Source organism: Aneurinibacillus danicus, assembly GCF_007991215.1.
Lineage (GTDB): Bacteria > Bacillota > Bacilli > Aneurinibacillales > Aneurinibacillaceae > Aneurinibacillus > Aneurinibacillus danicus.
Window position 1 is genome coordinate 18,306 of record NZ_BJXX01000142.1, and the last position, 22,550, is coordinate 40,855.

Consider the following 22,550-nt stretch of genomic DNA (forward strand, 5'->3'; position numbering starts at 1 on the left):
CGTGCGTAAAGGAGCTGTGCGTGCTTTCATGCCAGCTCTTTGTTCTTTTTATACCAGGAAAAATACTTTACAACAGTTTGCTTTACGTCCTCGAGCCATTCCCGTCTTTGTTCCGGAGTGCTGACGATGACTTCTTTGTACATTTTGCGGTGGAACGTCTCTACGCCGCAGAATTCAAATGTACACTTGCCCCAGAGCCATCCAAGCGGGTCGCCGTAGATATTAACCTCGATTTCTTCGGGCGTGTTGGATGTGTTAAATACAAGTGCTGTTTTTCCTTTCAACAAGCCGATAGGTTGCCCTTCTACGGTGAACTTGTACGCAATTCCTACCCGCAGTACCCGATCCATCCACCCTTTCATCATCGCTGGCGGCTGTCCCCACCAGTTCGGATGAATGATGATGATTCCGTCCGCTTCGGTAAGCTCCGCACAATGCTTTTGAATAATCGGGTCTACTTCTCCGTCGCTGTCGATTTCTTCGGGTGGAAGAAGCGGATCAAATTTTTCCTGGTATAAGTCATGGTAGATGACTTCGTGGTTCAGTTCTTTAAGAGTATATAGTACCGTCTTGGCTATGGCATGGTTAAAGCTTCCCTGCTTTGGATGTGCTAGAATTACAAGTATTTTCATACTTTCTCCCTTCCTATGGAAACATATGGATTTTAAGGTTGTCTTTTCAGTTTGGCAGGCGATTTCTCAATGTCATTCAAGAAGGAAGATTTTATCACCTATATGAACTTCACCTGTCTTTATAACAGAAGCATAAAGACATTGTTTTAACCGAAGATTGCTTTGACCTGATTTAATTCTTCCAAGGCCTGGGGTTCTATTTTTAGTGTGCAAGTTCGTTCGCCAGTACCTCCGTAAATAAAGGGATAATGATATAGGTATTTGTCTATAACACAAGGTAATACAAGACCGATCAAAGGCACGCTACCGACTTCAAATCCTGTTACTTTCTGAACTTCTTTCCTCGATGCTAATTTGACCTGGCTACAGCCCAGAATTTCTGCTATTTCATCAAAATTCACTTTCCCACGATTCCCTGACACAATTAACGAAAAGAATCCTTTATCCGTTTTTATTATCAATGTTGGAGCTGTTTGTCCTATTTCAATTCCGAAATAATCGGCTCCATCCTGTGCCGAAATAATAGGCTTTTCATGTTGAATTAACTCATATGAAAATTTGCTTTTACCTAAAATGGCTTTTAATTGTTCCATCCACACACCCCCATGGTAAATATTAACATAATAATCGGATAAAAATGTACATCTAAAATGAAAACTATTTAACATTTGTGCTCAATAGTCGAATACGTGAAATGCAGAAAATAAATTGCATCACAATTGGCCTGTAGCTGACAATCAGTTTGGTCGTTAGTCAAATACAGCAGTTACTCGAAGCCGAAGATAAAGCCTATGTAATTACAGATAAAAAGGGAGCCGATATTGTCCATTCCCCTTTTTATCCTCCCTACTATCCAATTCCTCGTCACGCCAAAAAATGAGGGCTGCTTCCCTCAATGTTACTCCGCCACTCTGGTTGTATTCTTCAATCGTTGCCATATGAAACAATCGACCAGAAATCAAATTAAATAAATATCTGATAAATATATTTACAAATATTTATCAATGAGATACAATACAAATATCACAAATATATTATTAATATATTCAAGGAGTTGAGCTTAATGAACCGAAACGTCTGGCTGTTAAGACCAAAACCACATGGCACTGACCAAATGGATTACTTCCTGGAGAATGATTGTATTGCAATCGGATATCCTGTTGGTCAACCACTTGACGACTGTAGCTACTCCGAAATAAAGAAGTTGTTGGAAGCCCATAAATGGGAAGGTGGTTTAAGTAACGTAAACATTCTTGTTCGTGAGATGAAGCCACATGATATTGTAGTTGTTCCATACGAAAGCAAAATTTACTTTGCGGAAGTCACAAGCGAATACAAATACGTTCCAGAATTTGATGAAGATAAAAAAGGTTCTGGTTTCCCTCATCAACGTGAGGTAAAATGGGCATTTAATAAACAACCCATCTCCAGAAACGACTTACCATCTGCACTTAGGGATTCATTGCAATATCCTGGTGCTGTGGCAAGCTTAACCAAACATCTTGATATTGTACTGGATATCATGAATGAGTCTGAAAAACATGTCCAACTCAACAACGATCTACTCGAAGCAAAGAAGAAAGCTATTCAGCTGTTAGTAGAGACAATAAATAACACTGAACTGGAAATAGAGCATCGTTTGCGTGCTGTAGAGATTCTATTAAAAAACTAGAAATAAAAAACTGAACCACCACATCGGACAGTTCAGTTTTATAACAACATTAATTATAGACAGGCAATGGAACGCTTTGGAATCAAAGAATCCTCACTGATATCAAACCAGTGAGGATTCTTTTATACTAAACTTTGAATTTATTTATAACTTCTTGTAAATCCTGAGCCATTTTACTTAAAGCTTCCGCTGAGGATGATACTTCCTCCATTGAGGCATTTTGTTCTTCTGCTGAAGCAGCCACGTTCTGTGCATTTCCTGCAGATTGTTCAGCAATATGAGCTACACCTTCCATCATTTCCACCATACTTTGTGAGCTTGAATTAACTTGTTCTACAATAGCAGACACCTCTTGGGATTCGGCAGCTATCTGTTCAATTGACTTTACAATGTCTCTGAAGGCTTCACCAGTTTGATGAACCATTTTAATCCCCTCTTTAACGACGGTCGTACCATCATTCATAGATTGAACAGCTTTTTCTGCTTCTGTTTGCACCTCTTGGATGAGATCACGAATTTGACCTGCTGCGTGACCAGACTGTTCAGCTAACTTCCGAACTTCATCGGCAACTACAGCAAACCCTCGTCCCTGTTCCCCTGCCCGTGCAGCTTCTATCGCAGCATTTAAAGCTAATAAGTTAGTTTGATCAGCAATCTGTGTAATCAATTCAACGATTTGACCAATTTCTTCTGATTTTTCACCAAGGGCGTTAACAACCTCTGCCGTTTCACTTACAGAATGTTGTACAAGATTTATTTGTTCAATAGTCTGGGTAACCACTGTATTTCCAACGTTTGCTTTATCATTCGCAGTAGTCGTTAAATCTGCAACGGATTGAATAGAGGATGCAGCCTGATTCATTCCTCTTGAGATTTCAGTGACCGCTTGAGTAACTTCGGTAGCATTGGAAACTTGTTTTTCTGAGCCTACTGCCACCTCTTGAATGGCGATTGAAATTTGTTCTGTCGCTTTACTGGTCTGTTCAGCACTTGCAGATAGCTCTTCCGAAGTTGCTGCTACTTGTTCGGCATTTAAACCAACCTGGCGAATTAACTGGCGAAGGTTCATCTTCATTTGGTTAAAGGAATTCGTCAGATTACCAATTTCGTCCCGATTTTTCACCTTAATGTCATCTTGAGTTAGATCGCCCGATGCAATTTTTTCTGCCGCTTCTGCCAAAGATAAAATTGGCTTTGTAATCATTCGAGTAATAATTATTCCTATTAAGATTGCCAAAGCAAAAGCAACTATACTGAAGATAAGAACCGTTGTGATAACGGAATGAACCATTTCAGAGTTTGTTTTACTTCCTTCCTCCATTTGTTTTCTTTGATCATGTGCTATTTTGTCGGCTATATCTCTTATTTCTCTTGCTAATGGAGTTACTACTTCAGCAGAAAATCGTTGAGCTTCTTCTTTATTGGTTTGCATCAAGGTAATGACTTCATCTGACTTACTTTTAAACTCTTCATTCAATGCGGCAAGCTTTTTTAGTGAATCTTTGTCTTCTGTACGATGAACTAAATTGTTTGTAGTTTCGATTTGTTCGTTTATATGGGCAATAGATTGTGATAAAACATCCACCGCCCCTTCTTCCTGTAATAATATACTCCGTAAAGCAGCGATTTCTCGTGAAGCACTGATTTGTATATCCTTTGCACTTAACAAAATAACCACCCGACGATCAACCAAATCTGAATAGGAATCGTCCACCTTCTGTAAGTAGTAATACGATAGAAAACTAATAATTCCAAGAAGAATTGCAACACTTAAGAATCCACTCATCAACTTTTTTCCAATTGTAAAATTCATTTGCAACACCCCGTTATTCATTATTAACAAAATCTTCTTCCCTTTTGCTATAGGCAACTAAAGCCACCATGGCCGATTAGCCACAAGCCCTGCCATGAAAATGACGGAAAGGGTGGCTGACTTTTGTGGTACGAAGAAAAAAAGAGAAGAGAACGAGAGGATGATTTCAATGGGGAAAAAGGCGACCGCCTTTTTCTTCTTAGATCTTTGTTCCTCTCCCCTCCCTTCTTTCTTTATTTCATGACTTTCATAGAAAAAAATGGCTACTTCCGATAAAAATGGAATAGCCATCGCCTTATTATTATAAGGGTATTCGGCAACCTGGCGATCATAGTTCAATAGTTCATCGGAACGACAGACCCATGGCTTTGCGTCCTCACCTTTCGATGAGTTTGCCTTTATCGGATAATTCTATTAAGATAAATTACTTATTATCAGTTCTATAGTAATTAAAGTGTATTGAAACTTCAACAAAACTCTATGAAATCCTGCTTATAGGTAGCTCCATGCGCATTCCGCGCAATACGACCATTCCTGTAACGAGAACTGAAAGGTTCCATACGGTGTATCCAGGTCAGACGGCTGTATCGATTGAAATCTATCAAGGGGAACACGAGCGGGTAAAATATAACCATTCACTGAGAGAGTTTCTGTTGGAAGGAATTCCAGCAATCCATGAAAAAGCGGAGAAAATCGATGTCATGTTCCGCTTCTGGGAGGGCAAATTTGACCCCAAAAAAAGCCTCTTTTTTTCTAATATGTACGGATACGGGCCTGGATGTCGTGACCGCCTTGCGTAATTACACCATACGCTGGCAAATTGAAGTGGGATATGGACAGTCTACTAATAAAGCAACGCTTACTTAAGCAGAATTGCTTAACGCTCGCTCCCAGTTGATGACTGTCCTTTATTGTTCGGTTCACCATCTGAATGGGGTAAAACAGAATATTCTTGCACATTACCGTACAATCAAAAACCAACCGACTTATTGTCTTAACCAGCAAATGACCGCGATCGTTCATAATAGTTCCTGTTTGAGATATTGATATAATTTTGAACTCGCCAGATTCAACGGATAATCTGATGTTTTGCAGAGTATTCCAAAAGTCATGTCTATGAGACTGCTGCCACTCATAGTCCGTACTGTTGTTCCAGCAGGAACTGGATTCAAGACAATCAATGGCAAAAGGGCTATACCTAATCCGCTTTCGACATAGTATTTCAAAGCAGTCATACTCCCAATCTCCATCGTGTCCACTGGAATGTTCCCCGATTCCTTCAATACCATCTCAAGTTTTCTGCGGTATGGACAGGTTGCTGACGTAATGAGCAGACGATTTCCTCGGATATCATCCGGTTCAATAGCCGCCTTTTGAGCAAGCGGATGGCTCTCCGGCATCAATACCGCAAACTCTTCCTTAAATAAAGGTTCAAAATAGAAATCGGTTCCCGGATCCGGTGCAGAACATAGCGCAAAATCAATATCTCCTCTTAGAAGTCGATCACTCAATGTTGGTGTATTTGCAACGTCCACAGAGATACGAATTTTCGGAAAACGAGATAAAAACCTCTTCAAAACACCTGGCAATCGATGACTGGCAGTTGGCTCTGTCACACCTAAACGAATATTTCCCGCTTCTCCCAATTGTAAATCTGACATATTTGTCTGTAATTGTTCCATATTCTTTACAATTTGCAAACTTTGTTCGTGAAACAGTCTGCCTGCCTCAGTTAACCGAAATTTTTTACCGCGTTCAATCAACTGTACGCCCAAGTCAGATTCGAGCTTCTGGATTTGCATCGTGACGGTGGATTGAGCATAATTCATTTCTCTGGCTGCACGGTTAAAACTCCCATATTTAACGATCATTTGAAACGTTTTTAATGTTTTAAAGTCCATCTTAGTGCCCCTGTTTGTAAATTCAAAAAAATTGAACGAAATATTTATTTAATTCAATTATACAAAATGAAAATAAAAATATACAATGATTCCTATCCAGGTGCTTTAAAAAAGGGGAGGATTGAATATGGATTTAAAAAACAAAGTGGCTCTTGTTACCGGCGGCGGAACAGGGATCGGTAAAGCAACATGCTTTGCGCTTGCTGCTCGGGGTGCAACCGTTGCTGTGAACTATTCGCGTTCTAAAGTCGATGCGGAAGAAACAGCACAAATCATCAATAACGAAGGCGGGCGCGCACTAGCCATACGAGCCGATGTTTCCCAGGACAGGGAAGTCCGGGAAATGGTCGATACCATAGTCGGGCGATTCGGGACTATTGATTTGCTTGTAAATAATGCCAGTATTACACGGCATATTTCGTTTGACGACCTGGAAGCCGCAACGGAGGAAGTATGGGATGAGCTTTATGATGTTAATGTAAAAGGAATGTTTTTTTGCGCACGAGCCGTTGCCCCGTTCATGAAAAGTAATAAACAGGGAGCGATAGTTAACCTTGGCAGTATTGCGGGACAAACAGGATTGGGTTCCTCGCTTCCATACGCCGTATCCAAGGCGGCTGTTCACGGTCTTACCAAATCGTTAGCACGCGCCCTGGCTCCGAATATTAGAGTCAACTGCGTCGTACCGGGAGCCGTCGCGACAAGATGGTGGTCTGGAAGGGAAGAACAAATGATGAAGCTTGCCCCCAATCTTTTATTGCAACGTATTTCAACACCCGAAGATATTGCTCAATTTATCTGCACAGCCCTGGAGCAAGAAGCGATGACTGGACAGATCATTACGGTAGACAGCGGTCAAACATTGTGACAAATCTCATTCATCTTAATAAAAACCTCCACTCTCCGCTTCACCACTATTTGCGGTACAATTATTCGTATCATATTGAATATTAACGGTACCCAGAAGCATTCGCTGGTTTACCTGCATCCTGCACTTCTACGAGATACCGCCAGCAGTCTGGCTGTGAGCCGTCAAGATCATAAAAACCATACACTTGTGCGAGCGTACCGCTTGACACAGATTGACCGTTCCATCGAGCAACCTCCGGATCTCCGGCTAAAGCGGCAACGGCACGCCCTACAAAACGAGGCGTTTCCGAGATGATGAAATGAGGTTCCTTCACAATGGCGTCACGCCAGTTTTCTTCTGTAACACCATAGTGATCAAGCATAATTTCAGAACGCATCCAACCCGGAGTCACTGCTACAGCGGTGCATTGATAGGGTAAAAGTTCATGGGCTAAAGACTTGACCATACGAATGACAGACGTCTTGGCCAGATCGTAGAACAATGATAAGCGGTAGTTTTTATCGTTGTATTCTGCGGTGCCGTCCGTTATCCCAACGACCAGTCCGTTCTTGTTTCGGATTAACAGGGGTAATGCAAAATGGCTTGTAATGATATGTGTATCAATCGCAAGCCGGAGCATACGAAGTCCCCCTATATCTCTTTCAAGTCAATTCTGTTCACAATGGCCAAAATTCTCATGTTTTTCCTGCTTGGATCAATTATTTTAAAACATCATATGACATGCAAAGGGGTATATCGAGTTCCTTATCATATATGATTTTTGCTTTAATATTAAATACATCTTTTAAAACTTCTTCTGTCATAATCGTTGCTGGCGATCCACACTTAATAATTGCGCCGTCTTTCATTGCAATTAATTCATCAGAGTAGCGTGCTGCATGATTAATATCATGGAGTACCATGATGATTGTACAGTGATGTTCCGTATTCAATTTTTGAACAATATTTAAGACTTCTAGCTGATGTGCCATATCTAAGTAGGTTGTCGGCTCATCCAATAAAAGAATGTCGGTTTCTTGAGCGAGTGCCATCGCCAGCCAAACTCGCTGTCTTTGCCCACCAGATAAATCTGCCAATTCACGGTTACGGAATTCAAGCGTATTCGTCACTTCCATCGCCCACTCTATCATCTTCATATCCTTTTTAGACAATCGATTTATATTTTTGCGATGCGGATAACGTCCATATGAAATCAATTCCTCTACTTTTAATTGGAATGGAGCAGACGGTGATTGTGATAGAATAGCTAAGCGTTTCGCTATTTCTTTTGTTGAAAGATACTGCATATCTTGATCCTGTAAATATATCTTTCCTTTTTCTTTTTTTAAGATTCGACCTATTGTTTTCAGTAAAGTTGATTTACCACATCCGTTTGGACCAATGATAGTCGTCACTTTGCCTTGTGCTATTTTCACATTCAAGTTATTAAAAATAATAGATTTATCGTATCCAGCAGTTAGCTCTTCAATACGAAATGCCGTTTGCATTTTCTTCCTCCTATTTTGCTTTTACAAGTAAATATAAAAAATATGGAATACCTATAATCGATACAACAATTCCAACTGCAAGTTCAGATGGTGCAAAAACTGTTTTCGCAATGAAATCTGAGAAAATTAATAATCCTGCGCCAGTTAATACACTTACCGGCATTACATATTTATGTTGAATTCCTACCAGTTGTTTTGCAATATGAGGTGCCATGAGCCCTATGAAACCAATGCTCCCAGAAACAGAAACACAAGCACTCACTAATCCTACACTCGCAAGTAGCATGACTATTTTTTCTTTCTCTAGCTGAATACCAAGACCTACAATTATATTTTCTTTTAATTGGAAATAATCAAGTAAATAAGCTTTTTTATACAAGTAAAATCCAAGAATAACAATCCAGGGCAGCATTGCTAAAATAAAAATCCAATTCGCATTATAAATGGAACCAGCTTGCCAAACAGCTGCTGATTCAAAATCTTTTTCATTCATTTTTAAGGAAATATACATCGATAGTGCTCCAAATCCGCTATTAATGGCAATTCCCGTTAAAATAAGACGTTGCATGTCAAGACGTCCATCTTTTAATGCAAATGTAAAAATAAGAATAGCTGCAGCTGTGCCACCAACAAAACCGAATATCGGCATTGCCATGATAATGATCCAGTCACTTCCATCCGACAGTAATGCTTGGAATTGAAAGAAGTACATAAAAATTACAATAGCAGCGCCTGCACCTGCATTAATGCCCAATATTCCAGGATCAGCCAGCCCATTTTTCGTTATTCCTTGCAAAACAACCCCTGCCATCGCCAGTCCAATGCCAACAAGTGCCGCAATAATAATTCTCGGTAATCGAAAATCAAAAATAACTAGTTTAAATTTTTCATTGCTCTCATAACCTAATAAGGTTCGAGCTACATCGAAAACAGACATATCAAACATCCCGTTTGTGATATGTAAATAGAATCCAATGAAAATAAGAGCGAAGAAAATAAATATAATAAGAAAAAATCTTTTAGGCGTGGAGCTAAGCATGCTTTTCACCTCCACGTGTTCGAATCAAATATAAAAAGAACGGAACACCAATAATGGTTGTGACCACTCCAATTGGCGTTTCAAATGGATAATTTAAATAACGACTAACCAAATCACATAAACTTAAAAAAAAAGCACCCATTACAAGAGAGCCAGGAATGATGAATCGATAATCTTCCCCTACTAAAAATCGAACAACATGAGGAATAACTAGCCCAACAAATGCAATTTTTCCTACAAGTGCAACAGCCGTTCCAGTGAGTAAGACCACTGAAAACATACTAAGTAGCCTTACCGCTTTTGTCTTTTGTCCGAGTCCAGCAGCAACATCCTCACCAAGAGATGTGATAGTGATAGCACGTGCACTAACAATAGCTAATGTAATTCCAATCACTCCGAATGGGATCGATAACCATAGCATATCCGGGTCGACAGATTGTACTTTTGTGTTATACCAAGCCGCCACTGTTTGTGACACTTGAAAATACATCGCTATAGCTGAAGCAATACTGCTTAAAAATGTTCCGATAATAGTTCCGATAATGGCTAATCTAACGGGTGAAAGACCATTTTTAATAATCGAGCCAAACCCAAATACGAGTGCAGCTCCTATCGCTGACCCCAACATAGATAATAGAATCATTTGATAGCCTGGTAGACCCGGAAAAAAAACAACTGCTAACGTAATCACAAAGGCTGAGCCATCATTTACACCCATGAGTGAAGGTGAGGCCAAGTAATTACGTGTAATGCCTTGCATTACTGCACCTGCAACTGCTAAAAAAGCACCTACGAGTAAAACAGCCATTGCTCTGGGTATTCGACCTGTTCTAACAATTTGATGATCAGCATTATTCGCATCAAACTGACTAATTGAGTCCCAAACAGTCAGTATACTTATGTCTTTTGTACCAAACATAATGGAAATTAGAGCAATCAATACAATGAATATTGAAGAAATGATAAAAATAATTAAGGTCCTTTTGGCAGATTGCTTCAATTTTGACACCTTTTCTTTATAAAGTGAAACTACTGGCTCTTCATCTCCCACTTATACACTTTCATTTCTATCGCTGTATTAAAGCGGGATTCTTAGAGCCAGTTTAACCAGGATAAATCTTTATTTCACTAATTTCTCTACTGCTACGTCCAAGAATTTAATCTTTGACCATGCTGTACCGCCTTGCGCAAGCGGATCAATTGTATTAACATGAACTTCTCCATTTTTAGCTGCTGTTAAATTAGAAAAAATCGGATTTTTTTGCAAATCTTCTAAAGCGCTTGGTGCATCTGTATTTTCAGATTCCTCGAATTGAAGGAAGATGACATCTGGATTAATTTTCGATAATGTTTCAAGCGTTAATTCCTGTTGTGCTTTAACAGATGTTAATGCTTCCGGAACTTTAAGACCTAAATCTTCATATAATACCGGATTCAAATAAACGTTTGGAGGATAAATATTCATTAATCCACTACGAACACGAATAATTAATACTTCTTTATCTGCTGCTGCATCACCCAACGTAGCTTTTGCTTTAGCCGCTTTTGCATCATAAGCTGAAATGATCTTTTCTGCTTCTGCTGTTTTTCCTGTTAGCTGTCCAAATGCTAATAAATTATCTTTCCAATTTGTTGAGATGTGTGAATAAGGTAATGTTGTTGCTATCTTATTCATTTTTGCCATTACATCTTTACTCCATTTAGAAGTTCCGATAATGGCATCTGGATCAAGTGAAAGAATGGCTTCTGCATTTGGTGAACGTTTATCACCAACTAATGCTGCCCCTTCTAATTCTTTTGCTAAATAATCTGGAATTTCACCAGCAATCTCTAGTACACCTACTGGCTTAACACCCAGTGCTACTGCATCTTCCATTGCTTCAAGGCTTGCGGCTACAATATTTTTAACAGGATTCAGAAATTTATATTCAGTACCTAAATAGTTAATTGTTATTTCTTTCAACTGCTCTTCAGATGTAGAAGGAGCGTTCTTGCTATCCGCTTCAACTACTTCTGTTTCCGCACCTAATTCCTTTAATCCTTCTGAAGATCCGCAAGCTACAAGAGATAACATCAAAAGTACAGCAACCCCTAATGACCAATACTTTTTCATATTGCCAGTCCCCTTAATTGATATTGATTATCATTACTGTTTATATTTAAATTCTACCAAAGAGTGATAGCGAATTGAATGGACAAATTCCCAATAAATATGGACATTTGCCGATCTATCAGAGATGAAAAGCTAGAACAAAAATAGTGCTCTCATGCACAAATAGATTTGCATAAGAGCACTATATTGTGAAATATGGATTTTTTTTTTGCTGCTTTCTATAAATGGACGGTGGCATTTTAGTAATTTTTTTAAAAACACGACTAAAATAAAAACTATCTAGATAACCGACCTCTTCGGCAATTTTAGCAATTGAAAAATTACTTATTCTTAAAAGCTCTTTTGCCCGTCTAATTCTATACTCTGTAATATATTGTATAGGTGTCAAGCCAGTTAATTGCTCAAATAAATAAGAAAATCTTCTTCTCTCCATACCAAATTGCTGAGCCAGTTCACTTACACATAATTCTTTAGCATAATGGAGCTGGATATATTCAAGTGCAGCTACAATGGTATCCACTTTATTTTCATAGCGCTCACTTCTTGCCGACAACAATATCACTTCCAACAAATTCATAAATACATTTTGTACTTTAAATTTGGACATATTATCCGGTTTTATCTGTTGTTCTAGGAGATATTGTACCAGTTGTTGAATCTTTACTGTGTCATTGATAGGCATCATAAAATGATGGTTCAACATTTCTTTATAGTCCTGTGGTGTATGGATAATACGATAATGAATCACTGCATATTCCCACTCGTTTTCAAACGTCTCAATTTCAATATCCATCGCCGATCCTGCATGTACAACCGTATGCTTATCCATTTTATATACAGTTCCATTAAGTGAAAAGCATGCAGAACCTTTAATCGGGATAATAATTCCACAAACCCCTTGTGCAGTCTTTCTCCCCGAATCTACTTTTAATGCATCAAGCCTGCTTATAAAGACATCCACAAATTGTATAGATGAGTTCGCAAAGTATTCAATGATTTGATTGATTGTGAATTCCATTTCCTCACTTCCCATATTGACTCTTTAATCGAAAATGATTATCATTTTCTTTATTATAACGATCAACATGAAATGAGGATAGTGCCTATGAGCCATATTAGATTAACTTCTAAATATACGAATAAAACGTATGATATTGAGGTGTACATTCCAGAGATAGAACCACCTAGTGATGGGTTTCCTATTTACTATGTATTGGACGGTCTGTATTACTTTTCATTTGTTCGTGATGTTGTACGTATTCAACAACTAAATCGAGAAAAAACAGGTGTCAACGCCGCTATTGTTATCGGTATTTGTCATCAAAAAGAAGAAATGCGAGAACAACGCTTTATCGATTTTACTGCACCAGCTAAAAATTTAACCATACCAGAACGTTTAAAAGGAAAGCTATCAGGTGGATATGGTGGAGCTGAACAATTTTTCAAGTTTATTGAACTAGAATTAAAGCCTTATATTGACCAGCACTATCCTGTGAACCGCCAAGCTCAATATCTATTTGGACATTCACTTGGTGGTTACTTTGCTTTATGGTGCTTATACACAAACCCTATTGCATTTAAAAACTATATCGCAATTAGTCCATCTGTATGGTGGAATGATGAGGAGCTTTTGCATATGGGCAACCTTTTGATTGAAAACGGAGCAAATAACGGAAAACATCATGTGTTTATTGCAGTCGGTGAGCATGAAGGATTTATGGTAGATGATGCAAACAGAATCGGTACTTTGCTAAATGAATATAATTTAAATATAGAAATTTATATAGCTCCTGATGAAAATCATGCTTCTGTAGTGCCAACCGTAGTAAGTCGTGCTATCCGTTTTTGTTCTAGAAATTAAAATTCTGAACTCCAAACAAGTCGGGAATTACGATCGCAAACCGCGAAAAAGGCTCAGACGCACGCGTTCTGCTGAATGAGCAATTACGCCTCTATGGAATTTCACTAACACTTCATTTGCCCATTCTCCATGCTCTATTAACTAAATCTATTCTTATGTCGTACGAATATGGCATTAGATATCCTCCTAAAACAAAAACATCCGTTCGCTTATTTCAATTACAAGCGAACGGATGTAATAGACACGATTTTAAACAACCATATTATATTTTAAATGACTTTATTATTCGCACACAAACAGCTAGGCTTTATTCTATGAGCTTACTCCACCGTAACGGATTTCGCCAGGTTGCGTGGCTTATCTACGTCGCAGCCACGGTGCAGTGCTGCGTAATAAGAAATCAGCTGCAGCGGAATCACAGACACAAGCGGAGTCAAAATCTCGTGCACGGCCGGAATCGTGAAGCGGTCGCCCTCGTTTTCCATGCCTTCCATGCTAATGATGCACGGATTGGCGCCGCGCGCCACAACCTCTTTCACGTTTCCACGAATATTCAGATCCAGCTGCTTCTGAGTCGACAGCGCGATAACCGGCGTATCCTTCTCAATTAAAGCGATCGGGCCATGCTTCAGCTCACCGCCGGCAAAGCCTTCCGCCTGAATGTAGGAAATCTCTTTCAGCTTCAGCGCACCTTCAAGGCACACGTAGAAGTCGATGCCGCGGCCAAGGAAGAATGCATTGCGGTGCGTGCTCAAAAACTCATCCGCAATCTTCTTCATCTCGTCTTTGCTGTCGCACAGTGTTTCCATTGCATTCGCCACAATGCCCAGCTCTTTGAGCGGGTCGAAATCAAGCGATAGACCCTGTGCACGCGCCGTATCTACGGCGAGAATCGCCAGTACGGCCAATTGCGCAGTATAAGCTTTCGTCGAAGCAACCGCAATCTCCGGACCGGCATACAGCGGAAGCGTGTAATCAGCCTCACGCGACAGCGTGGACCCCGGCACGTTTGTAATCGTCAACGCTTTGTGTCCAAGCTTCTTCACCTGCACAAGCACCGCACGGCTGTCCGCTGTCTCTCCGCTCTGGGAGATGAAGATAAACAGCGGCTTCTTGCTTAGAAGAGGCATATTGTACGAGAACTCGCTGGCAATATGAACTTCCACCGGAATGTTCGCCAGCTTCTCGATGAATTGTTTACCGACAAGACCTGCATGGTAACTCGTTCCGCAGGCAACAATATAGAGACGGTCTGCCTCTTTCATTGCCTGGCGAATCGATTCATCCAGCTTTAGTTTACCATCTTCGTTCTGATACTGCTGAATGATATTGCGGATGACGAACGGTTGCTCGTCGATTTCTTTGAGCATATAGTGCGGGTATGTGCCCTTCTCGATGTCGCTCGCGTCGATTTCCGCCACGAACGGCTCGCGGGATATTACATTCCCGTTCAGGTCTTTAATTGTAATACTGTCTTTTTTTACGATAACCATTTCTTCGTCCATCAATTCAACGAACGTATCGGTTACCTGCAGCATCGCCATCGCGTCGCTGGCGACCACATTGCAGTCTTCGCCCAGGCCGACAAGCAGCGGGCTTTTGTTTTTCGCAACATAGATTACATCCGGATCTTGTTCATCTAACAGAGCAATGGCATACGAGCCTTTCAAGTTTTTCAGCGTGGTGCGGAAGGCTTCTTCTACGCTCATACCTTCATCTACAAACTTCTCGACCAGTTGCACAATGACTTCAGTGTCCGTGTCACTGATAAAGGAATGCCCGGATAACAAATCGCGCTTCAGATGCTCATCGTTCTCGATTACACCGTTGTGCACAAGCGTAAAGCGAGAGGATTTACTCTGGTGCGGGTGTGCATTAACGCGGTTTGGTACGCCATGCGTCGCCCATCGGGTATGTCCAATTCCAACAGTGCCCGTCGTGTTTGCATCTACAATATCACGCAGTGCCGCGATGCGTCCTTTTTCCTTAAAAACGCGCACACCTGCCCCGTTTACAACGGCGATGCCCGCAGAGTCATACCCTCTATATTCAAGCTTTTCCAGGCCGCGAAGCAAAATTTCTTTTGTATCCTGACTTCCGATATATCCTACGATTCCACACATATACGTTACGTTCCCCTTTCGAGACAAGGGGCACCTAAGTCCTTCTCAAACAAATCTTCTATTAGACAGGGTGCGCCCCCGTCTGCCATTGTCTTTTCATTCATCACTTCAAATTAAAAATCCACTCTATACATCTACCCAGGTTTTATCCTTCTAAACCATGGGTATAGACCGTGCTGTCCTTTTGTCCGGCAGGTTTCCCTGACGTTTTGTTGAACAGCTCTGCGGCAGCGGTCCACCGCCGGGAGGCATCCGCCGAATTCATCGATAAACCTCCACCTCGTCAACCATTCCCCTTGCCGTCCAATAAGAATGGTCCTGGCGCTTTTACGACATCATTACATTCAAGACCAACCTGTACGTTCCTGTGCTTTCCACTCCTTCCTTTTGGCGCTAAGCATACCTTATCACATGAAAACACTTTCTAACAATAGGGAGTTTTCCCCGCATCCTTACACTGTTGTAAATAAAACCAAAATCCTATCATTCTCTATCCATCTGCGTAACTTTAGAATCGACTACAAGAAAGCCGCCATGGCTTTTCAGCAGCAACCCCGACAACATGAAAACATGGGAAGGGCGGCTGACTTTTGAGGTGCGAAGGAAAAGAGAGAACGAGAGGATGACTCAAGTGGAAAAAGGCGAACGCCTTTTTCTTCCCCGGGTCTTCTTATCCTTCCTTCTTTCCCCCTGATTTTCACAAAAAAAGGACACGACAGATCTGCCGCATCCTTCTTCCCACCATTTATACCAGTTCTCTCTTAACGACATCAGCGATTTGCTGTACGTACTCTTCAAGCTCAGCCTTGTTCGGACCTTCCGCCATGACGCGTACGATCGGCTCGGTACCGGATGGACGGACAAGCACGCGGCCGTTCGAGCCGAGTTTGGACTCCACTTCTTCAATCGCGGTTTTAATCGCAATATTTCCGGTCAGCTTCGTTTTATCGGCTACCCGCACGTTTACGAGAATCTGCGGGAATTGTGTCATCGTCTCCCGAGCCAGCTCGGACAGAGGCTTACCTGCCTCTACCACTACATCGAGCAGTTGCAATGCCGTCAGCAGACCATCGCCGGTCGTGTTGTAGTCCAGGAAAATAATGTGCCCGGATTGCTCGCCGCCTAAGTTAAATCCGCCCTTCAGCATCTCTTCCATAACGTAGCGGTCACCAACTGCGGTCTGCCGCGTCTCGATACCTGCCGCTTCCAATGCTTTGTAAAAGCCAATGTTGCTCATCACAGTGGAGACAACGGTATCATTCTTCAGCCTGCCGCGGCGTTTCCACGCTACACCGCAAATCGCCATAATGAAATCGCCGTCGACGAGATTGCCTTTCTCATCCACCGCAATCAGACGGTCCGCATCACCGTCAAATGCGAGTCCAAGAGCCGCTTCCTTTTCTACAACGGCTTGCTGCAGTGCTTCCGGGTGCGTAGAGCCACAGTTGTCGTTAATGTTAAGACCGTCCGGGTTGCAGGCCAGCGTAATCACATCGGCTTCCATATCGGCAAACAATTGGGCTGCCAGCGCCGAAGCTGCGCCATTCGCGCAGTCGACGACAATTTTTAAGTTATCGAAGCGGTTCTGCACCGTACTCTTGAGATACTGCAGGTATTTCTGCGCACCTTCCTTGTAGTTCAGCACGGTTCCAATATCGCCGCCGATCGGGCGCGGGAGTTCGTCTTTCTCTGCATCCAGCAGCGCTTCAATCTCCGCTTCTTTCTCGTCAAGCAACTTGAAGCCATCACCGCCGAAAAATTTAATACCGTTATCCTGCACAGGATTATGGGAGGCAGAAATCATAATTCCGGCGTCTGCTTGTAACGCACGCGTCAAGTATGCCACACCCGGCGTGGAGATGACACCCAGGCGAACGACTTCCGCCCCGATGGATTGCAGACCGGCAATAATGGCGCGTTCCAACATTGAACCGGAGATGCGGGTGTCACGGCCTACAACAACTTTCGGTCTTTCGTTATTGCTGTCACGGGTAACGACATATCCGCCACACCGTCCCAATTTATATGCCAGCTCCGGCGTTAACTCGGTGTTAGCGACACCTCTTACTCCGTCAGTCCCAAAGTATTTACCCATTGTCCTCTCTCCTCTCACGAATTAACACGCTGGTTATCAGCTTGTTCTTTGATTAAAACTATTGCTTGAAGGTTCTGTTGATTCGTTATCCTCACGTCGGGCGGAAGATTGATAACATGCACGGGAGTGGTATACTGGCCCGGCGGTTTACCTTTTACGTCGACAGAAGCGACAAGTTCATTCTTATCCATTTTGTCCATTGCCTCTTTCGTGCCTTGAATCTCCAGTTCGATACGCCCCGAGGAAGGTTTGACAAATTCCGAAGCCTGGCCATCCGCAAGTCCTTGAATACGGATCGGCAGCTCTACCGAATCTCGTATGGTAATCTTCTCCGGATCCTGTACTTCCGGCTTCTCTTGCTCTGTCAAACCCGTTCTTATCGCTGTTTCATCCATTCTCACGATATCGACTTTTACATATGCGGATTCAACATCTGCCTTCTCTACGTTATCCGGCAGCAGAATTGTAACAGAGAACGTTTTGGATTCGCTCAGTCCGTCTACATCTACACTGGGAAGCGTTAAAGAAGAGATTGTATCCAACACTTCTTTCGCTCCGTACAGTGTTACCTTTTTAGGGTTGACGTCTACTGCCGCCACCCGATATCCGTCCGCCGGCGTTCCTTTGCTGTCTACTTTCAACGGAACGGTCTTCGCCGGGAGCGAAGTGATAGGCACTTGCACATCCACTACTGCAGGAGATACCTTCGCCGACTCTACCGGAGTTCCCCGGCGGTCAAGCACCCGTACCGGGGCTTTCGTTTTGATCGGCTCCTCTGCCCCTTCCACGCTAACATATGCTCGCACAAACACTACATCTTCTACTCGACTTTCCGGTACGGTAACAGTCACTGTCTGTGGATTTACAATCGACTGACCGACTTTACCATGCGCTTTCGCTTCGCCAATCAGATCGACTTGAACCGTTTTTTTCAGTTTCTTAATCTCTTCGATATTTACAGTCACTTGACTCGGTTGAATTATTACCTCCAGCCCTCTGGGTGCCCCTTCATACTGTACCGGCACTTCATGCTTCCCGCTACCATAATTGCGTAAGTCCACATAAACATCCAGACTATCGGATGATAGCAGAGAGGACATAGCAAGTAAGTCTTTCCTGCCTCTTAGTTGAACTTGTACCGTAGAAGGCGCCTCTACAAGATATTTGCTTGCATCATAGCGAACTTTTAAATCGACTTGATTTACTTTCGTGTCCACCTGTGCCTGTCCGACGCCGGAGCTGTACGAAGCCGGATCATTATTCACGACCGCCCATAGCATAATGGCAAGCAAGAACGATATTACTTTGACTACATTATTATTATTGAGCCACTTATCCATCGTTTTTCACCTTCCGTTGCCAGAGCGGCGCAGACGTCTTTCCTTGAGGACCCAGTTTCTGGTGAAGAAGCTCCGTCAGTCTCTCTGTATCATAGTCACGCGTAATCTCACCGTTCATCGCGACAGAGACCTGTCCCGTCTCCTCTGAAACGACGACGGCGATAGCGTCCGATACTTCACTCAAGCCGATGGCTGCCCGATGGCGGGTACCCAGTTCCTTTGATATCGTAGGATTCTCGGATAGCGGAAGATAACAGCCTGCTGCCATCACCATATCCTTGCGCATAATTACTGCACCGTCATGCAGCGGGGTATTCGGAATGAAAATATTAATCAGCAGTTCCGTACTGCTGCGGGCCGTCAGATTTATGCCTGTCTCTATGTAATCTGACAGCCCGGTTTCCCGCTCGATTACGATGAGTGCCCCAATCCTCCGCTTTGCCATATAGAAGGCCGATTTGACAACCGATTCAATCGTATCGCTGACGACTTTCTCTTCAGGTGTCGAACTCCGGGAAAACAAACGTCCGCGTCCAATTTGTTCCAACGCGCGCCGCAGTTCCGGCTGAAAGATAACTAGAATAGCGAAGACGCCATACGTAAAAGTTTTATCCATCAACCACTTAAGCGTACTCAAGTGCAGAAAGGTACTCGCCAGCATCACAACAACCACAACAATAATACCTTTAAATAGCTGGAGAGCACGGGTGCCGCGCAGCAAAAGTATGAGCTTATAGATAATGTAAGTAACGATTAAAATATCAATCGCATTAATGATGTACCCTAAAAAATTCTCCGTAAAATCCTCCATTCACTTTCCTCCTTAAAGCGGGAGGTAATGGTCGGGCAACGGTCTGCCATTCCCTTGTTTCCCAGCGTTCTCTTTCCCTAGTATATATTGTTTTCTAACCCCACGCAAAAAAGACACGGTGTTTCCGTGCCCTTCTTCCGTTTTTTATTTTAGCTGTTCGCAAGCGAATTGAAAACCTTTTTTAAATTATACCAAACCCATTCCACAGCCTGGTGAATCTCTTGCACTTCACCGGAGATATGAGCCGTAGAAGCTGCATATACCTCTCCGTCGATTGCGACGACATTCCCGCGCACATCACCGTCTACCTTAATGTTGCCGTTACGGACAACAATGTCCCCTTGCACTGTTTTGCCGGCAGGTACGATTACCATATGATGTTCTTCATCAACCTTAACGTTCTGCGTCTGGGGAGCAGAGAATTCGAATCGCTGCTGTCCCTCCGTCCAGAAAGACATCATGCTGCCGGCCATAAGCACGATAAACAGCGAAGCAGCCACCAAGAGCGGATGGCGTTTGATGCGATCAAAAAAGCTTATTTTCCTCTTCTCTTTCGGCAGCGCGGCCATGACGCGCTCGGTAAATCCTTCTGGTGCTTTTGTATGGGATAAGCTTTGAACAAAAGCAATGGTTTTCTTTAGTTCCTGAAAATGTCTCTTGCAATCCTGGCAGGTAGCAATATGAGCACGGAGTTGCATCTCTTCTTCTTTGTTTGCTTCTTCGTCCAGGTAGCGATGCATGAGACGCACATTATCTTGGCAACGCATATGAATCTCTCCTTTCTCGTTTATTACATAAACCGAAGTTTTTTGCGTAGTGCTTCCCTGCCTCGGTGAATTCTGGTTTTGATGGTGGAGATGGGGAGTTGGACCACTTCACTGATTTCCTGCAGACTTAAGTCTTCTATGTAGCGCAGAAGCATGACTGCCCGATATTTCGGATTCAGTCCCATGATGGCGTCCTGCACTTCCTCCTGCAATTCATCGATGAGCACTTCTTCTTCCGGCCCTTTGCTTGTATCAGCCAGCCGGTCGTGCCAGTCTACTCCTTCGGCTCCGGTGATTTCTGCATCAATGGAGAGATTTTTCTTTCGTTTTCTGAGAATGTCAATGCTAAGATTCGAAGCGATACGGTATATCCAGGTGGAGAACTTGTACTGCGGGTCATAGTTGTCCAGGTTGGCGTATACACGCAGGAACGTTTCCTGGGCGACGTCTTCCGCCTCCTGCTGGTTACCCAACATTCGGTAGGAAACATGGTATACCTTATCTTTGTACAAATCGACCAGTTCGGCAAAGGCATCGCGATCCCCGCTTTTTGCCCGCTGGATAATCCGTTGCTCGGTAATGTCCAATTTGCTCCACATCCTAAATCAGTTTCCCGTATGGTATATACGGATGTTCTGCATTGCAAGTTTCAAAAAAATAAAAAGACGAGAATGCGTGATTCGCACCCTCGTTTTCACTTATGCATCTCATTTCTTTATTATATTAGCTTTTCCCCGAATACGGAACCCATCAATGCGACAGCAACGCGCGCGGTCTGGTTCATCTGGTCGAGAATCGGATTAACTTCCACAAACTCGGCGCTGGTCAGCACGTTGGCTTCGGCCAGAATTTCCATCGCCAAATGGCTCTCACGGTAGCTGATGCCTCCGATAACGGGTGTTCCCACACCGGGGCAGTCATGCGGATCCAATCCATCCAAATCCAGACTAAGGTGAACGCCGTCCGTTCCATCGGTGACAATTTTCAGCGCTTCTTCCATAACACGGGCCATGCCAAGCCTATCAATTTCATGCATTGTAAATACTTTTACACCCAGCTTCTTAATGAATTCCTTTTCGCCCGGATCTAATGCCCGGGCCCCAATCAGCACGGTCTTCTCAGGATTCAGTCTGGACCCGGCCCCACCGATTGAAGTAAGGGATTCATGACCATAACCCAAGCTTACCGCTAACGACATGCCGTGAATGTTACCGGATGGTGATGTTTCCGCCGTATTCATATCTCCGTGCGCATCGTACCAAATAACACCGGTCTTCGGACGGTGTTTAAGTACTCCCGCAATTGTTCCGATAGCAATACTGTGATCCCCTCCGATAACGAGAGGAAAGTGTCCCTTTTCCATCTGGCCGGAGACTGCCTCGCATAGTTCGCGGTTCACACGCGCAATTTCATCAAGATACTTCAGATTGGTTCCGGCAGTGGTATTTTCCTTCGGCCGGCGCACGATAATATCGCCTTCATCATGTACTTTGTATCCAATCTTCTCAAGTCGTTCAGCAATACCTGCATAGCGGATAGCGCTTGGTCCCATGTCTACCCCGCGGCGATCCGCACCCAGATCCATCGGGACACCGATAATCGAAATATTTTCATTTATCGTAGGATTCATATATGTAAGCCCTTCCTTTCTCTGTTGTAGATTTATTTTATCCTCTTTAGAGCAGATGACTCAACTCAACAAGTTTATGAATGGTTATACATTCGATTAACGGTGGAACTTTAAGCCAAATCTCTCTGGGGCAAATTTCCATTACAGTGTCATAAGGAGGTATATGAGCAGGCAAAGAAGTTGATAAAGAAAAAAGAATAGCCCAATAACATAAAAGCGGATAGCCGAAGAAAGAGATACTTATTCTCTTCCTGGCTATCCGCTTCTTATTTTTCGGCATAAAAAAAGACCCTACAATTCTTTGTAAGCGTCTAAACGAAGCGGGTGATGGGAATCGAACCCACGTATTCAGCTTGGAAGGCTGATGTTCTACCATTGAACTACACCCGCATAAA

At 42.8% G+C, this 22,550-nt stretch carries 20 protein-coding genes, 1 tRNA gene, 1 pseudogene and 1 riboswitch; of the genes and pseudogenes, 4 read left to right on the forward strand and 18 right to left on the reverse strand.

Annotated elements, in window-relative coordinates; all coding sequences use genetic code 11:
- Positions 1-26 precede the first annotated feature (26 nt).
- Both ADA01nite_RS15175 and ADA01nite_RS15180 read right to left on the reverse strand, forming a co-directional pair.
- Positions 27-632, reverse strand: coding sequence for an NAD(P)H-dependent oxidoreductase (locus tag ADA01nite_RS15175; RefSeq protein WP_146811123.1), 606 nt, complete (start codon positions 630-632; stop codon positions 27-29).
- A gap of 146 nt (positions 633-778) precedes the next feature.
- A complete protein-coding gene (locus ADA01nite_RS15180) occupies positions 779-1,225 on the reverse strand; it encodes an aminoacyl-tRNA deacylase (RefSeq protein WP_146811124.1) in 447 nt (148 codons plus the stop codon).
- Positions 1,226-1,695: 470 nt separating this feature from the next.
- On the opposite strand from ADA01nite_RS15180, the gene ADA01nite_RS15185 reads away from it, so the two are divergent.
- Positions 1,696-2,304 (forward strand): DUF8426 domain-containing protein, encoded by a 609-nt coding sequence (locus ADA01nite_RS15185; RefSeq protein ID WP_146811125.1) that lies wholly within the window; start codon positions 1,696-1,698, stop codon positions 2,302-2,304.
- A gap of 127 nt (positions 2,305-2,431) precedes the next feature.
- Here the strand turns inward: ADA01nite_RS15185 and ADA01nite_RS15190 are convergent, their stop codons facing one another.
- The gene (locus ADA01nite_RS15190; RefSeq protein ID WP_146811126.1) at positions 2,432-4,174 is read right to left on the reverse strand and encodes a methyl-accepting chemotaxis protein; all 1,743 of its coding nucleotides are present in this window, start codon (positions 4,172-4,174) and stop codon (positions 2,432-2,434) included.
- 255 nt (positions 4,175-4,429) lie between these two features.
- Positions 4,430-4,524, reverse strand: a riboswitch (cyclic di-GMP riboswitch).
- 99 nt (positions 4,525-4,623) lie between these two features.
- On the opposite strand from ADA01nite_RS15190, the gene ADA01nite_RS15195 reads away from it, so the two are divergent.
- Positions 4,624-4,917, forward strand: a complete 294-nt coding sequence (locus tag ADA01nite_RS15195) for an Hsp70 family protein (protein ID WP_146811127.1) — start codon at positions 4,624-4,626, stop codon at positions 4,915-4,917.
- 219 nt (positions 4,918-5,136) lie between these two features.
- Here the strand turns inward: ADA01nite_RS15195 and ADA01nite_RS15200 are convergent, their stop codons facing one another.
- Complete coding sequence (locus ADA01nite_RS15200) at positions 5,137-6,018, reverse strand: LysR family transcriptional regulator (RefSeq protein ID WP_146811128.1); 882 nt, start codon at positions 6,016-6,018, stop codon at positions 5,137-5,139.
- Between the two features lie 127 nt (positions 6,019-6,145).
- Here ADA01nite_RS15200 and ADA01nite_RS15205 point away from each other — a divergent pair, with 127 nt between their 5' ends.
- On the forward strand, positions 6,146-6,886 hold the full coding sequence (locus tag ADA01nite_RS15205) for an SDR family NAD(P)-dependent oxidoreductase (protein ID WP_146811129.1): 741 nt from the start codon (positions 6,146-6,148) through the stop codon (positions 6,884-6,886).
- A gap of 82 nt (positions 6,887-6,968) precedes the next feature.
- On the opposite strand, the pseudogene ADA01nite_RS15210 reads toward ADA01nite_RS15205, so the two are convergent.
- The 6 genes and pseudogenes from ADA01nite_RS15210 to ADA01nite_RS15235 all read right to left on the reverse strand — a co-directional run.
- Positions 6,969-7,517: pseudogene (locus ADA01nite_RS15210) on the reverse strand (SDR family oxidoreductase); the annotation flags it as partial.
- A 70-nt stretch (positions 7,518-7,587) separates the two neighbouring features.
- A complete protein-coding gene (locus ADA01nite_RS15215; RefSeq protein ID WP_146811130.1) occupies positions 7,588-8,376 on the reverse strand; it encodes an ABC transporter ATP-binding protein in 789 nt (262 codons plus the stop codon).
- Between the two features lie 10 nt (positions 8,377-8,386).
- A complete protein-coding gene (locus tag ADA01nite_RS15220; RefSeq protein WP_146811131.1) occupies positions 8,387-9,415 on the reverse strand; it encodes a FecCD family ABC transporter permease in 1,029 nt (342 codons plus the stop codon).
- Positions 9,408-10,415: a FecCD family ABC transporter permease gene (locus ADA01nite_RS15225; RefSeq protein WP_146811141.1), complete on the reverse strand. Its 1,008-nt coding sequence runs from the start codon at positions 10,413-10,415 to the stop codon at positions 9,408-9,410. Before ADA01nite_RS15225 ends, ADA01nite_RS15220 begins: the two co-directional genes overlap by 8 nt.
- 120 nt (positions 10,416-10,535) lie before the next feature.
- A complete protein-coding gene (locus tag ADA01nite_RS15230) occupies positions 10,536-11,528 on the reverse strand; it encodes an ABC transporter substrate-binding protein (RefSeq protein ID WP_146811132.1) in 993 nt (330 codons plus the stop codon).
- 181 nt (positions 11,529-11,709) lie between these two features.
- Positions 11,710-12,546, reverse strand: a complete 837-nt coding sequence (locus ADA01nite_RS15235; RefSeq protein WP_146811133.1) for a helix-turn-helix domain-containing protein — start codon at positions 12,544-12,546, stop codon at positions 11,710-11,712.
- Positions 12,547-12,633: 87 nt separating this feature from the next.
- On the opposite strand from ADA01nite_RS15235, the gene ADA01nite_RS15240 reads away from it, so the two are divergent.
- Positions 12,634-13,389, forward strand: a complete 756-nt coding sequence (locus tag ADA01nite_RS15240) for an alpha/beta hydrolase (protein WP_146811134.1) — start codon at positions 12,634-12,636, stop codon at positions 13,387-13,389.
- A gap of 320 nt (positions 13,390-13,709) precedes the next feature.
- Here the strand turns inward: ADA01nite_RS15240 and glmS are convergent, their stop codons facing one another.
- The 8 genes from glmS to ADA01nite_RS15280 all read right to left on the reverse strand — a co-directional run bounded on the left by glmS (position 13,710) and on the right by ADA01nite_RS15280 (position 22,545).
- A complete protein-coding gene (gene glmS / locus ADA01nite_RS15245) occupies positions 13,710-15,512 on the reverse strand; it encodes a glutamine--fructose-6-phosphate transaminase (isomerizing) (protein ID WP_146811135.1) in 1,803 nt (600 codons plus the stop codon).
- Between the two features lie 745 nt (positions 15,513-16,257).
- Positions 16,258-17,607 (reverse strand): phosphoglucosamine mutase, encoded by a 1,350-nt coding sequence (gene glmM / locus ADA01nite_RS15250; RefSeq protein ID WP_146811136.1) that lies wholly within the window; start codon positions 17,605-17,607, stop codon positions 16,258-16,260.
- Positions 17,608-17,621: 14 nt separating this feature from the next.
- On the reverse strand, positions 17,622-18,947 hold the full coding sequence (locus tag ADA01nite_RS15255) for a CdaR family protein (protein ID WP_146811137.1): 1,326 nt from the start codon (positions 18,945-18,947) through the stop codon (positions 17,622-17,624).
- The gene (cdaA, locus tag ADA01nite_RS15260) at positions 18,940-19,758 is read right to left on the reverse strand and encodes a diadenylate cyclase CdaA (protein ID WP_146811138.1); all 819 of its coding nucleotides are present in this window, start codon (positions 19,756-19,758) and stop codon (positions 18,940-18,942) included. Before cdaA ends, ADA01nite_RS15255 begins: the two co-directional genes overlap by 8 nt.
- A 149-nt stretch (positions 19,759-19,907) precedes the next feature.
- Complete coding sequence (locus tag ADA01nite_RS15265; RefSeq protein WP_146811139.1) at positions 19,908-20,525, reverse strand: anti-sigma factor family protein; 618 nt, start codon at positions 20,523-20,525, stop codon at positions 19,908-19,910.
- A gap of 23 nt (positions 20,526-20,548) precedes the next feature.
- The gene (sigW, locus tag ADA01nite_RS15270; RefSeq protein ID WP_146811142.1) at positions 20,549-21,112 is read right to left on the reverse strand and encodes an RNA polymerase sigma factor SigW; all 564 of its coding nucleotides are present in this window, start codon (positions 21,110-21,112) and stop codon (positions 20,549-20,551) included.
- Between the two features lie 131 nt (positions 21,113-21,243).
- Positions 21,244-22,143, reverse strand: coding sequence for an arginase (gene rocF / locus ADA01nite_RS15275; RefSeq protein WP_146811143.1), 900 nt, complete (start codon positions 22,141-22,143; stop codon positions 21,244-21,246).
- Positions 22,144-22,474: 331 nt separating this feature from the next.
- Positions 22,475-22,545, reverse strand: a tRNA-Gly gene (locus tag ADA01nite_RS15280).
- Positions 22,546-22,550 lie beyond the last annotated feature (5 nt).

What these genes read in the sequence shown, in the direction of transcription:
- ADA01nite_RS15180 (WP_146811124.1), bottom strand. Translation starts at nt 1,225, where the DNA reads ATGGAACAATTAAAAGCCATTTTAGGTAAAAGCAAATTTTCATATGAG.
- ADA01nite_RS15235 (WP_146811133.1), bottom strand. Translation starts at nt 12,546, where the DNA reads ATGGAATTCACAATCAATCAAATCATTGAATACTTTGCGAACTCATCT.
- cdaA (WP_146811138.1), bottom strand. Translation starts at nt 19,758, where the DNA reads ATGGAGGATTTTACGGAGAATTTTTTAGGGTACATCATTAATGCGATT.
- ADA01nite_RS15185 (WP_146811125.1), top strand. Translation starts at nt 1,696, where the DNA reads ATGAACCGAAACGTCTGGCTGTTAAGACCAAAACCACATGGCACTGAC.
- ADA01nite_RS15220 (WP_146811131.1), bottom strand. Translation starts at nt 9,415, where the DNA reads ATGCTTAGCTCCACGCCTAAAAGATTTTTTCTTATTATATTTATTTTC.
- glmS (WP_146811135.1), bottom strand. Translation starts at nt 15,512, where the DNA reads ATGTGTGGAATCGTAGGATATATCGGAAGTCAGGATACAAAAGAAATT.
- ADA01nite_RS15205 (WP_146811129.1), top strand. Translation starts at nt 6,146, where the DNA reads ATGGATTTAAAAAACAAAGTGGCTCTTGTTACCGGCGGCGGAACAGGG.
- ADA01nite_RS15195 (WP_146811127.1), top strand. Translation starts at nt 4,624, where the DNA reads ATGCGCATTCCGCGCAATACGACCATTCCTGTAACGAGAACTGAAAGG.
- ADA01nite_RS15265 (WP_146811139.1), bottom strand. Translation starts at nt 20,525, where the DNA reads ATGCGTTGCCAAGATAATGTGCGTCTCATGCATCGCTACCTGGACGAA.
- ADA01nite_RS15175 (WP_146811123.1), bottom strand. Translation starts at nt 632, where the DNA reads ATGAAAATACTTGTAATTCTAGCACATCCAAAGCAGGGAAGCTTTAAC.
- ADA01nite_RS15240 (WP_146811134.1), top strand. Translation starts at nt 12,634, where the DNA reads ATGAGCCATATTAGATTAACTTCTAAATATACGAATAAAACGTATGAT.
- ADA01nite_RS15215 (WP_146811130.1), bottom strand. Translation starts at nt 8,376, where the DNA reads ATGCAAACGGCATTTCGTATTGAAGAGCTAACTGCTGGATACGATAAA.
- ADA01nite_RS15200 (WP_146811128.1), bottom strand. Translation starts at nt 6,018, where the DNA reads ATGGACTTTAAAACATTAAAAACGTTTCAAATGATCGTTAAATATGGG.
- ADA01nite_RS15230 (WP_146811132.1), bottom strand. Translation starts at nt 11,528, where the DNA reads ATGAAAAAGTATTGGTCATTAGGGGTTGCTGTACTTTTGATGTTATCT.
- ADA01nite_RS15255 (WP_146811137.1), bottom strand. Translation starts at nt 18,947, where the DNA reads ATGGATAAGTGGCTCAATAATAATAATGTAGTCAAAGTAATATCGTTC.
- glmM (WP_146811136.1), bottom strand. Translation starts at nt 17,607, where the DNA reads ATGGGTAAATACTTTGGGACTGACGGAGTAAGAGGTGTCGCTAACACC.